General features: G+C 68.1%; 12 protein-coding genes. 1 reads left to right on the forward strand and 11 read right to left on the reverse strand.

What is annotated here, in order from left to right; translation table 11 throughout:
* Positions 1-49 precede the first annotated feature (49 nt).
* Positions 50-1,624: a sensor domain-containing diguanylate cyclase gene (locus QMZ26_RS06375; RefSeq protein WP_283220930.1), complete on the forward strand. Its 1,575-nt coding sequence runs from the start codon at positions 50-52 to the stop codon at positions 1,622-1,624.
* Positions 1,625-1,675: 51 nt separating this feature from the next.
* On the opposite strand, the gene QMZ26_RS06380 is transcribed toward QMZ26_RS06375, so the two are convergent.
* The 11 genes from QMZ26_RS06380 to queF all read right to left on the reverse strand — a co-directional run bounded on the left by QMZ26_RS06380 (position 1,676) and on the right by queF (position 12,667).
* Positions 1,676-2,548, reverse strand: coding sequence for an energy transducer TonB (locus QMZ26_RS06380; protein WP_345782660.1), 873 nt, complete (start codon positions 2,546-2,548; stop codon positions 1,676-1,678).
* 91 nt (positions 2,549-2,639) lie between these two features.
* Positions 2,640-3,524, reverse strand: a complete 885-nt coding sequence (locus QMZ26_RS06385) for an energy transducer TonB (RefSeq protein WP_079223816.1) — start codon at positions 3,522-3,524, stop codon at positions 2,640-2,642.
* Between the two features lie 72 nt (positions 3,525-3,596).
* Positions 3,597-5,327, reverse strand: coding sequence for a bifunctional isocitrate dehydrogenase kinase/phosphatase (aceK, locus tag QMZ26_RS06390; RefSeq protein WP_283220932.1), 1,731 nt, complete (start codon positions 5,325-5,327; stop codon positions 3,597-3,599).
* 181 nt (positions 5,328-5,508) lie between these two features.
* Positions 5,509-5,868 (reverse strand): hypothetical protein, encoded by a 360-nt coding sequence (locus QMZ26_RS06395; protein WP_079223818.1) that lies wholly within the window; start codon positions 5,866-5,868, stop codon positions 5,509-5,511.
* 54 nt (positions 5,869-5,922) lie between these two features.
* Positions 5,923-6,339 (reverse strand): roadblock/LC7 domain-containing protein, encoded by a 417-nt coding sequence (locus QMZ26_RS06400; RefSeq protein ID WP_079223819.1) that lies wholly within the window; start codon positions 6,337-6,339, stop codon positions 5,923-5,925.
* Positions 6,332-6,880, reverse strand: a complete 549-nt coding sequence (locus tag QMZ26_RS06405; RefSeq protein WP_108747517.1) for an ATP/GTP-binding protein — start codon at positions 6,878-6,880, stop codon at positions 6,332-6,334. Before QMZ26_RS06405 ends, QMZ26_RS06400 begins: the two co-directional genes overlap by 8 nt.
* On the reverse strand, positions 6,873-7,817 hold the full coding sequence (locus QMZ26_RS06410; protein WP_283220933.1) for a hypothetical protein: 945 nt from the start codon (positions 7,815-7,817) through the stop codon (positions 6,873-6,875). Before QMZ26_RS06410 ends, QMZ26_RS06405 begins: the two co-directional genes overlap by 8 nt.
* 234 nt (positions 7,818-8,051) lie before the next feature.
* On the reverse strand, positions 8,052-10,274 hold the full coding sequence (locus tag QMZ26_RS06415) for an NADP-dependent isocitrate dehydrogenase (RefSeq protein WP_283220934.1): 2,223 nt from the start codon (positions 10,272-10,274) through the stop codon (positions 8,052-8,054).
* A gap of 380 nt (positions 10,275-10,654) precedes the next feature.
* Positions 10,655-11,164: a hypothetical protein gene (locus QMZ26_RS06420; RefSeq protein WP_108759033.1), complete on the reverse strand. Its 510-nt coding sequence runs from the start codon at positions 11,162-11,164 to the stop codon at positions 10,655-10,657.
* A gap of 59 nt (positions 11,165-11,223) precedes the next feature.
* Complete coding sequence (locus QMZ26_RS06425; protein WP_079223824.1) at positions 11,224-11,517, reverse strand: LysM peptidoglycan-binding domain-containing protein; 294 nt, start codon at positions 11,515-11,517, stop codon at positions 11,224-11,226.
* A 331-nt stretch (positions 11,518-11,848) separates the two neighbouring features.
* Entirely contained in the window at positions 11,849-12,667 is an 819-nt protein-coding gene (queF, locus tag QMZ26_RS06430) for an NADPH-dependent 7-cyano-7-deazaguanine reductase QueF (protein ID WP_283220935.1), read from the reverse strand.
* Positions 12,668-12,874 lie beyond the last annotated feature (207 nt).

Genomic DNA, 12,874 nt, shown 5'->3' on the forward strand with positions numbered 1-12,874 from the left:
CATCGTTCGTGCCCGGCTGCGCTGCCGCAGCAGTGGGCGCAGTCGCTGCATGCCACCCATCTCCAACCGCCTCAACCTGGGCAAGCTGATTCTTGCGCTGGCCCTGCTGAGTACGCTCATCGCCCTCGGCAACACATTGCTGGCCAGCTACCGCGTGCAGCGCGACCAACTGGTGGGCAACACCCTGGAAGCCAACCGCGTCTACACCAGCAAGCTGGCCGAAACGACGCAGACCTTCCTGCTGTCCGCGCAGCAGCAGCTGGCCTACGCTGCCACCCGGCTCGGTGAGAGCGGGCTGGATGCCGGCCACGCGCAGGACGAAGCCAGCCGCCTGCAGCTGCAGTCCAGCAGCTTCAACTCCTCGCTGGTGGTCAATGCCAGCGGCCTGGTCATCGCCACCTCACCGCAGACCCTGCAGCTGCAGGGCGAAGTGCTCAAGAGCTTCGGCAGCAACCAGGCACTGGCGCGCCGCCAGCCGTTGATCAGCGATCCCTACCAGTCGGCCACCGGCAAGCTGCTGATCTCGCTGTCGCACCCGGTATTCGACCGCCAGGGCACCTACCTCGGCTACGTCAGCGGCACGCTGTACCTGCGCCAGCGCAGCGCGCTGCACACGCTGCTGGGCAAGCACTACTACCGCGACGGATCCTACCTGTACGTGGTCGACCACAACGGCCGCATCATCTACCACAACAACCCGAAGGAAGTGGGCACCTACGCGCTGGACAACGCGGCGGTGAAGGCGGTGATGGGCGGTCGTTCCGGCAGCCAGCAGCTGGTCAACAACCATGGCGTGGCCCAGCTGTCCGGCTATGCCCCGGTGCCGGCCACCGGCTGGGGCATCATCGCCCAGCGCCCGGCCGAGGCGACCCTGCAGCCGCTGTCGCGCCTGATGTCCTCGGTCATCTGGAACGCGATCCCGCTGGGCGTGCTGTCGCTGCTGATCACCTGGTGGTTCGCGCGGCGCATCTCGATGCCGCTGTGGCAGCTGGCGCGCAACGTGCAGGAAGGCGAAGACACCGGCAATGCGATCAACCACGTCACCGGTATCCGCGCGTGGTACTTCGAAGTGGCGCAGCTGAAACAGGCGGTGCTGTACAGCTTCAACGCACTGCAGGACCGCATCGGTACCCTCAACCGCGCCAGCCGTACTGATCCGATGACCGGGTTGCTGAACCGCCGCGGGCTGCAGAACGCGCTGGAGATGCTGCAGGCACAGGGCCAGCCGTTCGCGATCGTGGCGCTGGACATCGACCGCTTCAAGTCGATCAACGACGGCCACGGCCACGACGTCGGCGATGCCGCCATCGTCCATATCGCCGAGCAGATGCGCCGCCATTCGCGCGAAACCGACGTGCTGTGCCGCGCCGGCGGCGAGGAATTCCTGGTGCTGCTGCCGGGCGTCGGTGTAACGGCGGCGCAGCAGACCGCCGAGCGCCTGCGCCAGGCGATTGCCGGGCAGCCGTTCGCGCCGGTCGGTACCCTCACCGTATCGCTGGGCGTGGCCCACTTCCCCACGTTCCATGCCGATGTGGAACAGGCGCTGCGGCTGGCCGACAAGGCGCTGTACCTGGCCAAGGAACAAGGCCGCAACCGCGTGGTGGTATACCCGCACGCGGAGTGACCTGCATACGGAAGCGCCGGGCGATACCCGGCGCTGTCGTCACCGCGCCGCTCAGCCCAGTGGGGTCAGCAGGCGCGGGCCGTCGTTGCGGCCGACCATGTAGACGCCGCCTTCGGGCAGCAGGTCGCTATCGGTGGCCTTTTCGTCTTCGCCGGTCTTCCACGGTGCCTGCTGGCGCGGGCCCGGGATGTAGGCCGACCAGCGGCCGTAACGCTCCGACCGGGCGTCGAAGGCGTAGTTGACCGGCACGCGCACGGTCCAGAATTCTTCGTCCTTGTAGTCGCCGGTGGTCGGAATGCTGAACGTCCAGCTGCGGGCAGTACTCACGCTGGCCTTGGCCAGCACGTCGCGCAGCATCTGCATCTGGCGCTCCGGCGCCACCACGGTCAGGTTGGTACGCTCGGCAACCACGTCGGCCACCTTGCCATCGCGCCCGACCTTGACCAGCAGCGTCACCTCACCCTGGCCGCGGATGGCCGCCGCCCGTTCCGGGTAGACCGGCGGGCGCATCTTCAGTGCCCTGACGTTGTCGCTGGACAGCGTGTTCTCTTCATCGACCGGGCCGAAGTTCGCATCGGCCACGCGGACCTGCATGGTGGTGCCGGTCAGGCTGTCCGCCAGCAGCCGCAGGCGGACATCGGTCCGCGCGCGCACGGCCTTGCCGTCGACCAGCACCGGTTCGAAGCGCCAGCTGTTGACCGTGCCCTCGACCAGGCGCGCCACGTCGGTGGCCACCTTGTCACGGTGGTCCAGCTGGAAGCCTTCGACCTGGCCTTCGCGGCCGATGTTGATGACGCCGCTGAGCGTCATGCTGGCCTCCATCTGCTTGCGCACCTCGCGCACGCTCTGCGCGTCTGCGCTGCCGATGCAGCCGGCACCGCCGCCGAGGGCCAGCGCCAGCGCCAGGAAAAGGGAAGATCGCATCACACTCACTCCTTGTGCTTGAAAGACAGGTTCCTCGTTGCCAGCGCGCGGCATGCCACGCAGCCCTGGAACACGAGGGACCGGATGGGACTCAGTCCTTTGCCAGTGCCGTCAGCAGACGCAGGCCACGATTGGCACCATCCACCATGTACACGCCGCCGGCCGGCAGCAGGTCACTACCCTCCTGCGCGACATCCTGCTGGCGCCACGGCGCCGACTGGCGCGGGCCCGGGATGAAGGGCTTCCAGACGCCGTAGGGCGTTGGCTGGACGCCCGGCCCGTCACTCATCGTGTAGCTGACCACCGTACGCACCGTCCACTCGGCAGCGTCCTTGTCCTTGCCGGTGGTCGGCGGTGCAAAGGTCCACTTGCGGGCGGCGGCGGTGCTGGCATTGGCAAACAGATCACGCATCTGCCGCATGGAGCGCTCGGGCCCCACGACCCCCAGGTTCACCTGCTCGGTGGCGACGTCGGCTGCATTGCCGTTCCGGTCCACCCTGATCAGCAGCACCACCTCGCCCTGCACGCCGTTGCGGAACGCCTGCTGCGGATAGCTCGGCGGCCCCATCTCGCGCCGCGTCACGGTGTCGGTATCCTTGTCGCTGTACACGTTGAAGTTGACGCCCGTCATGCGCACTTCCATCGTGCCGTCAGCGGCAGGCTTGCCGAGCAGGCGCACGCGGATCGGTGCCGTCACGGACACCGCACGTCCGTCCTGCACGGTCGGTTCGAAGCGCCAGCTGCGGATGGTGCCGTCGACGAAACCCGCGATCGTGGGCGTCAAGCGCTCGCGCTGGTCCAGTACGAGATTGCTGACCGAGCCGTCAGTGGCCACGTCGATGGTGCCGGTCAGCACCATGCTGGCCTCGGCGGTGGCGCGCACCGCCTTCGTGGTCTGCGCAGGGGCATCAAAAGCGGTGATGGCGGCAACGCTGCCGACCGCCAGGGCAAGAGCAAGACAAAGGGATGAGCGCATCGGTACCGGATCCTTGGCAATGATGGTCCAGCCTAACCGAGTTTCGCGCCGCAGGGCCAGTGGCCGGGTCGGTCAGGCCAATCGATGATCGGCGGCATACGGTGGCGTGTCAGGGTAATCGCCACTGGCGAAGCGGGCCTGCAGGCCTTGCCACCAGGCGGGATCGAACAGGTGGCGGTAGTGCTCGCGCACCGCTGCCAGCTCCTGCGCCGGCAGCCCCATGAACGGCCCGAAGCGCTCGGGGAACACATCGCGCGGGCCGACATGGAACCACGGCTCGTCGGCAAGGGCTTCTTCCGGCGTGCGTGGCTGCGGCCAGGCGCGGAACACGCAGTCACTGACCAGGCACAGCTCGTCGTAGTCATAGAACACCGCGCGACCATGCCGCGACACACCGAAGTTCTTCGGCAGCATGTCACCGGGAAAGATGTTGTTGCGGGCCATGTCGCTGATCGCCTGCGCGTAGTCCAGCGCGGCCGCGCGCACGGCCGGCGCACCCTGCTCGCGCAGGTACAGGTTCAACGGACGGAAACGGCGTTGCACGTAGCACAGGGCGATCTCGATCTCATCGCCCTGCACGCGCACGCTCTGCGCGCACTGCTGCAACAGCTCGTCCAGCAGCGCCGGGGCGAAGCGCTCGCGCGGGAAGCGCAGGTGGCGGTAAGGCTGTGCATCGAGCAGGCGGCCAACGCGATCCAGGTTGAACACCAGCGCGTACTTCTCTTCCACCTGCTGCCGCGACATTGCCTTGGGCCAGGCGAAGCGGTCGCGGATCAGCTTGAACACCAGCGGGTAGCTGGGCAGGGTGAACACCGCCATGACCATGCCCGGGGTGCCCTCGGCGTGCACCAGGCGCTCGTGCGGGTGTTCGTTGAAGTGGCGGAAGAAGGTGCGGTAGCGCTCGGTCTTGCCCTGCTTGGCACGGCCCAGCACGGTGTAGATTTCGTCGATGGGCTTGCCGGGCAGCAGGCTGCGCAGGAACACCACCGCGTCACCGACCGTGGCCAGGCCGGCCTGGAAATAGCTGCGCGAGACACCGAACAGATGGGCGACGTCACGGCGGCGGGTCAGCACCGCGTCGGCACGCAGGCCCTGTTCGTCGTTGACCAGGGCGATGATGCAGGGCGAAAAGCGGTGTTCGCCGAACACACGGCCGACCAGGTAGGCACGGCGTTCGCGGTAGAACACCGTGTCGAGCAGCTCGATGCTGCGCACCGGGGTGTCGCCCCAGTGCGCGAGGTCATCCTGCAGGCGGATGGCGATGGCCGCTGCGCAGCGCAGCTGGTGTGCATACGGCACGTCGAAGCGGTAGTCAGCCAGCACCCGCTGCAGCGCTTCCACCGGGCGCGTGGGCGATACCGCATAGGTGTGGCGCGCCACCGGGTGGGTGATCGCATCGGAGGGTTCGATGTCGAACGCGATGAACTCCAGCGCCGGGTCGACGCCCCGGGTCGCGAACAGGCGCCGCGCCAGGGTGTTGTAGAAGGTCTTGTACAGCTCGGCGTCGATCAGCCCCTGCAGCAGTGCGCTGTAGTGCGCGTGCACCTGCAGCCACAGCGCACGCACGCCGATGGCATCGCCGGCCATGCGCCGCAGCGCGTCCATGCGCTCGGCGATGCACAGGTCGTACAGGGCGATGCGCTCGACCGCATCCTGCCGCGCGGCGGTCCAGTCGCGCTGCTCGAAGCGCAACCGCGCCCGCGCCGTGATCGCGGCAAAACGGGCGTGGTAGTCCTCGAAGCCATCGCGGATGGCCACGGCGATGCGCGGTGCCAGGTCGGCGGCGATGTCAGGCTGGGACATGCACGGCTCGGCAGGGAGACGGGCATCCACCATACGCCGGCGTGGGGTGGGTTGTGTAGAGCCGAGCCCATGCTCGGCTGGCTTCGCTTCTGTAGAGTCGAGCTTGCTCGACTGCTTCTGGCAGAAGTCGAGCAAGCTCGACTCTACGAAAGGCCGGAGCAGAAGCAGCCGAGCCGGTGGCTCAGATCGCCAGCTCGGATTCCACGTCCTGCACCTTGCGCCGGGCCAGGGCGAGGTTGCTCTTCGCACGGTCCAGCACGATGTAGAAGAACAGGCCCCGCTTCTTCGCCACCGGGCGCATGATGTGGTACGCCTTGCCCAGCGAGATGAGGATGTCCTCGATGCTGTCATTGAGGTTGAGCGAGGCGGCGGTCTTCATCTTCGCGCGGATCACTTCGGTGTTGCCTGCCGCGGCCACTTCCATGTCCATGCCCGCGCCGGCTTCGCCCAGCAGCATGCCGCTCTCGTAGTCGACCAGCGCCACGGCCTGCGCGCCGTCGATACCCATCAGTGCATTCAGCGATTCGGTCAGTCCAGCCACGTCGTATCCCCTTGTCAGTGTTGGTTCGAGCCCTTCGTTCCCCTGCGGCCGGGCTCACGATCCGCTGAGTTCGGCCAGGATCGCCTGGCCACATTCCCTGCTCTGCCACAGCACCTGGCCGATCACGCTGCGCTGGTCACAGGCCGCCATCAGCAGCAGCGGCGCGCGGCCTTCGGCCTGGATCGCCAGCATCAGCACCTTGCCGCCCAGTGCTTCCAGCATCAGCGTCTGCAGATCGCCCAGCGCCAGCTCGCGACCCACCGCCGCCGCCAGGGCCAGCATCGCGCTGGTCATCGCGGCCAGCCGCTCGCCGCGCCCTTCGGCACCGGCACTGACCAGGGCGAAGCCATCGACACTGGCCAGCACCACCGTGCGCACCCCTTCCACGCGCCGCTGCAGGTCCTGCAGCAGTGGCTGCAGGCGCTCGCGCTGGCCGGCATCGGGCAGCGTCGCCACCTGTCCATCAGCCATGCAGGGCCACCAGTGCGTGTGCTTCCATTTCGCTCATCAGCACATCCATCAGCAGCAGCCCCTGCGCGCGGTCCCGCGCATCCACGGGCAGCAGGGGAAGCGGCTGGTCATCCAGGCACGCCCGGCTGGCCCAGTCGTCCAGCTGCGCATCGGGCACCTGGTCCAGGTGGGTCACCGCCACCACCAGCGCCAGCGTGCCGGCAAACGGCCGCAGCGCCTGCAGGTAGGCATCCAGTTCGTCAGCGACGCCGGCGCGGCGCGCATCCAGCAGCAGCACCGCGCCACGCGCGCCCTGCAGCAGGATCGGCCACAGGAAGTCGAAGCGCTGCTGGCCGGGCGTGCCGTACAGGCGCAGGCGCTCACCGTTGGGCAGGTCGATGTCGGCGTAATCCAGGGCGACCGTGGTCGAGGCCTTGTCCGCGCCCGCACGGTCGCTGTTGGCGACGTCGGTGTCGATGACCGCACCGGCCGCGATGCTGCGCACCAGGGTCGACTTGCCACTGCCCATGCCGCCAAGCACCACCACCTTGTGCTCACGCATTGCGCTCGCTCCCGCGCAGGCTGCGCCAGAGGCGTGCCAGCAGGCCATGGTCGGCGCTGCTGCCCCGCGCCGCGGCAACTACCGGCGCGGCAGCCTGCAGCTGCGCGTAGCCGCACAGGTAGGCGGCATGGATGAAATCACGCACGGCGGCCGGCGGCAGCTCCAGCAACGCCGCGCACTCGTCCACCGTGCACGCGCGCTTGAGCAGCAGCGAGCACAGGCGGAATCCATCGTGGTCGTGGCCGAGCACGCGGAAGTCGGGCCAGCGCAGCAGCTTCACCGCCGCACCGCGCAGGCGCTCGTCCAGTGCGTGCCAGTGGCGGCTGCGCTGCGCCCATTGCCACAGCAGCGGCCGCAACGGCTGGCGCGCGCGGTTGCCTGCCAGCGCCCGGAACTGCGCCGGCGTCAGCGCATCCAGATGGAGATGTTCGAAGCCCTGGGCCAGGCGTTCCACCAGCACGGCGGCCGGCTCCTGCAGGAGTACGGCCTGGTCCTGTTCCAGATCCAGCAGCAGCAATGGCTGCCCGCTCTCGCCCAGCAGTGCATGGCCCTGGCGCACCGGCAGGCGCTCGCGCAGCAGGCGGGTGATGGCATGGGCGCCGTCGGCCAGGCGCACCGGCGCGGGTTCGGCGTTGCCCTGCATGCCACGCAGCGCGCGGCCGATGGCCCCATCATCGAGGACATCCTGGCGGCCATGGCCCTCGCGCAGCTGGCCGCCGATGCCTTCGATCCAGCACTGCAGGCGCGGGCGCTGCTCGCGCATGCGCAGCGCGGCATTGCGCAGCGCCGGCGTATCGCGCACCACCAGCAGGTCGCAGTGGTCCAGGTCCTGGCTGCGGCACACCTGCCCATCGGGCAGGGCCGAGGCCAGGCGCAGCCGCTGCAGCAGGGCCTGTTCGCCCTGGAGATCGGTTCCCACCACCAGCACGCGTGCCATCCGTGTTCCCCGGGCGACCGCCTCCCCGGCGGTCTCGCGTCGCCAAGGCTAGGGCATCGCCACGCGCGGCCGTCGTGATCGACTGCTCAGATCGACGGCGACCGCAGGTACGCACTGATCCGTTCTGCGACGGCCATCGTGGGCAAGTTTCATGCCGTTTTGACGGCGCTCCACAGGAAAAAAGAAACCCGCGCCGGAGCGCGGGTTTCGATGTCACCTGCTGCGGGCGATGGATCAGCCGCGCAGCTGCTCCAGCGCGGCGTTGAAGGTCGCGCTCGGGCGCATGGCCTTGCTGGCCTTGGCCACGTCCGGGCGGTAGTAGCCGCCGATGTCCACGGCCTTGCCCTGCACCGCGGCCAGCTCGTCGACGATCTTCTGCTCGTTGTCGGTCAGTGCCTTGGCCAGCGGGGCGAAGCGGGCCTTCAGTGCGGCGTCTTCGTCCTGCGCGGCCAGGGCCTGGGCCCAGTACAGCGCGATGTAGAAGTGGCTGCCGCGGTTGTCGATGCCACCCACCTTGCGCGAAGGCGACTTGTCGTTGTCCAGGAACTGGCCGTTGGCTTCGTCCAGCGCCTTGGCCAGCACGCGGGCAGCGGCGTTGTCGTAGCGGTTGCCCAGGTGTTCCAGCGACGCGGCCAGGGCCAGGAATTCACCCAGCGAATCCCAGCGCAGGTAGTTCTCTTCGACGAACTGCTGGACGTGCTTCGGGGCCGAACCACCGGCGCCGGTCTCGAACAGGCCACCACCGGCCATCAGCGGCACGATCGACAGCATCTTGGCGCTGGTGCCCAGCTCCATGATCGGGAACAGGTCGGTCAGGTAGTCGCGCAGCACGTTGCCGGTCACCGAGATGGTGTCCTCACCCTTGCGGATGCGGTCCAGCGAGAAGGCGGTCGCTTCCACCGGCGGCAGGATGCGGATGTCCAGGCCGTTGGTGTCGTGGTCCTTCAGGTACTGCTCGACCTTGGCGATGACCTGCGCGTCGTGGGCGCGGGCGGCATCCAGCCAGAACACGGCCGGGGTGCTGCTCAGGCGGGCGCGCTCGACGGCCAGCTTCACCCAGTCCTGGATCGGCGCGTCCTTGGTCTGGCACATGCGCCAGATGTCACCGGCTTCCACGGCGTGCTCGAACACCACGGTGCCGGCCTCGTCGGTGACCTTGACCACGCCATCGGCAGCGATCTGGAAGGTCTTGTCGTGCGAGCCGTACTCTTCGGCCTTCTGCGCCATCAGGCCGACGTTCGGCACCGAGCCCATGGTGGCCGGGTTGAAGGCACCGTTGGCCTTGCAGTCGTCGATGACGGCCTGGTAGACGCCGGCGTAGCAGCGGTCGGGGATGACGGCCTTGGTGTCCTGCAGCTTGCCTTCGGCATTCCACATCTTGCCGGAGTCGCGGATCATCGCCGGCATCGAGGCGTCGACGATGACGTCGCTCGGCACGTGCAGGTTGGTGATGCCCTTGTCCGAGTTGACCATGGCCACGCCCGGACGCTGCGCGTACTCGGCGGCCAGGTCGGCTTCGATGGCGGCGCGGGTGGCTTCGGGCAGCGACGGCAGGCGCGCGGCCAGGTCACCGATGCCGTTGTTGGCATCGAAACCGGCCTGCTTCAGCACGTCGGCATGCTTGGCCAGCACGTCCTTGTAGAACTCGTTGACCGCCACGCCGAACATGATCGGGTCGGAGACCTTCATCATGGTCGCCTTCAGGTGCAGCGAGAACAGCACGCCCTGGGCCTTGGCATCAGCGATCTGCTCGCCGATGAAGGCGGCCAGCGCCTTGCGGCTCATGACGGCGGCATCGACGATCTCGCCGGCCTTGACCGCGGTCTTTTCCTTCAGCACGACGGCGCTGCCGTCCTTGCCGTGGAAGGTGATCTTCAGCGAACCGGCGTTGGCCACGGTGGCCGACTTCTCGCTGCCGTAGAAATCACCGGCAGCCATGTGCGCGACGTGCGACTTCGAGTCGGCCGCCCAGGCGCCCATGCGGTGCGGGTGCTTGCGCGCGTAGTTCTTCACCGACAGCGGTGCGCGGCGGTCGGAGTTGCCTTCGCGCAGCACCGGGTTCACCGCGCTGCCCTTGACCTTGTCGTAGCGCGCCTTGTAGTCGCGCTGCTGGTCGTCGGCCGGGGTTTCCGGGTAGTCCGGCAGCGGGTAGCCCTGGTCCTGCAGTTCCTTGATGGCCGCCTTCAGCTGCGGCACCGAGGCGGAGATGTTCGGCAGCTTGATGATGTTGGCGTCCGGGGTGGTCGCCAGCTGGCCCAGCTCGGCCAGGTCGTCGCTGACCTTCTGCGCGTCGCTGAGCAGTTCCGGGAACAGCGACAGGATGCGGCCGGACAGCGAGATGTCACGGGTTTCCACCACGATGCCGGCGGTGGCGGTGTAGGCGTCGACGATCGGCAGCAGCGACTGGGTAGCCAGGAACGGTGCTTCGTCGGTCAGCGTGTAGAGGATCTTGGACATGGGGGACTTGGACTCTGTAGCGGTTCTCAGGGGAAGGCCGGCGCAGGCGCCGTGCCACGTGCAACCGTGTCACTTTCCCCGTCGCCGTCAGGGTGGGCGCGCGGCGGGGAAACCCCTGCATTGTCGCGTTTTCAGCCGCGCGGGGCAAAGCCATCCCATACGCTGCGGTACTGCACCACGGCAACGCTGTGATCCAGCTGCGTGGTATCGGATGCAACCATGCCCGCCGTGCCCGCCAGTAAATCCACGCCATGCGTGCCACGCCCGCCAGTAGATCCACGCCATGCGTGGATGGAGCTTTCCCATGAGCCACAAACAAAAAAGACGCAGCCTCGCGGCTGCGCCCATCGTGAGTCCAACCGGGAGAGAGTCGGCGGGACTTACTTGACCTCGAACTCCTGCGGCGTTCCGGCCGCCTTGCCATCGACCATGACTTCGGCGCGGTACTTGCCTGCCGGCCAGCCATTGGCGTTCTTGAAGGTGATGTTGGTCGTCTCGGCACCGGAAGCGTTCAGCGTGGCGTTCTGCTCGCCGGCCACCTGGCCATCCTGGAAGGTCAACTTGGCACCGACGGTGACGTTGTTCGCGGCGGCATCGGTGCGCACCGAGACGATCACATCGTCCTTCGGCGCGAACAGTGCGGCCGGGGCCACCGACTTGTCAGCGGCAGCGGTCTTGCCCACGGTGACGGCCGATACGGCGACCGCAGCAGCTTCAGCCATCGGCGGCGGCGCACCGGTCATGGGGGCCGGTGCCGGCTCGGCCGGGGTCGTCGCCGCCGGGGCGGCGTTGTTGTCGGTGGATTCTTCGTTCTTCTTGCAACCGACCAGGGCAACGCTGCCCAGCAGGGCGGCGATCAGGGCGGCATGGAGCGGGTTGGTCTTGATCATTCGGGTGTTCCTCCCAGGGATTGTCGGACGGCCTTCGTGCGCCGCGCGGCGCGGGCCGGTCATTTCGGCGGCAGCTTCAGTGTCTGGCCCGGGAAAATCTTGTCCGGGTCGTCGAGGACATCACGGTTGGCCTCGAAGATCTTCTTCCAGGCATTGGCATCGCCCAGGTGCTGCTTGGCGATCTTCGACAGCGAATCGCCCTTCTGCACGGTGTACGTGCCGACACTGACCACATCGGCGGTGCTGTCCACCGATGACGTGACGCCGGAGAAGTCCGCCTTGGGTACCAGCTCGGCGGTACTGTCGACGCTGGCGGTGACGCCGGAGAAATCGGCCTTCTTCTCGGTGCTCATCCACACACTCCCGTCTGCATGACTACGTGGATGGCACGGTGACATGATGGTTGTTAAATGGGGATGGTGCAGATGTGAAGCCGCCACGGGGGGCGGCTGAACAATCGGGGCCCAGAGCGGCCGGCACGACCCGTAACCGCCTGCAAACCACGGTAGCGCCGGGCCGTGCCCGGCGGCTTCTGCTCTGGCCGCGGCGCGCGCCGGGCGTGGCCCGGCGCGACCCGTAACCGCCTGCGAACCACGGTAGCGCCGGCCGCTGGCCGGCGGCTTCTGCTCTGGCCGCTGCGCTCGCCGGGCGTGGCCCGGCGCTACCCGTAACCGCCTGCGGCGGTTACTGGCGCAGCTCGCGGACGGTCGCGGCCGGGGCGGCGATCCCGTGGCTGGCGCGCCAGGGATTGATGTCCAGGCCGCCACGGCGGGTGTAGCGCGCTTCCACTTCCAGCCACTGCGGCTGGCAGCGCGTGGAGACCTCGCTGAAGATGCGCTCGACGCACTGCTCGTGGAACTCGGCATGCTCGCGGTAGCTGACCAGGTAGCGCAGCAGGCCGGCACGGTCGATCTTCGGGCCGCGGTAACGCAGGCTGACCGTCGCCCAGTCCGGCTGGCCGGTGACCGGGCAGTTGGATTTCAGCAGCGCCGAGACCAGCGTCTCTTCCACCACCTGCCCGGCATCGGCAGCGAGGTAGTCCGCCTGCGGCGGGCCGTAGCAGTCGATCTCCACGTCCAGCCCATCGATGGACTCGCCCAGCGGCGACTCGACAAGCTGCGGCAGGCCGAACTGCACCTGCACCGGCGCGCCCGCGCAGGCCGACAGATCGGCCACCAGGCGCTCGCGCAGCGCATCGGCGCTTTCCATGCGGGTGCTGTTGAGGGAGTTCAGATAGAGCTTGAACGACTTCGATTCAATCAGGCGCGGCGACGTGCAGGGCACCTGCACGGTGGCCACGGCCACCTGCGGCTTGCCGCGCGGGTCGAGCCAGCTCAGTTCGAAGGCATGCCAGCGGTCGTGGCCGACGAACGGCAGCGCGGCGTCATCGAGACCGATCTCGGTGCGGGCCCCGATGCGGGGGATGGGAAACAGCAGGCCGGGATCGTACTGCGACGGGTAACTGACCTCGCGACCGAGGCTGGAGTCCTGGGGGGTGTTCATGGGTGCCATTGTATCGCGGCGGGGGCGGGCCTTCGGCCGGGTCGGCCAACGGCGGAGCCCCTCCGTGGTGGTCAAGAGCAGGATCTCGGGGTTGGCCGGGAGGGTGGGTTGGCTGGGGGACGCCGTGAATCTGTGGTGGTCAACCATTTCTGGACACTCTCAAGGGGTGTTCAGGCTGCCTGCGCTTCGTGGAGCGCAGGCGGGACC

It is taken from the genome of Stenotrophomonas sp. PFBMAA-4 (assembly GCF_030053215.1).
Classification (GTDB): domain Bacteria; phylum Pseudomonadota; class Gammaproteobacteria; order Xanthomonadales; family Xanthomonadaceae; genus Stenotrophomonas.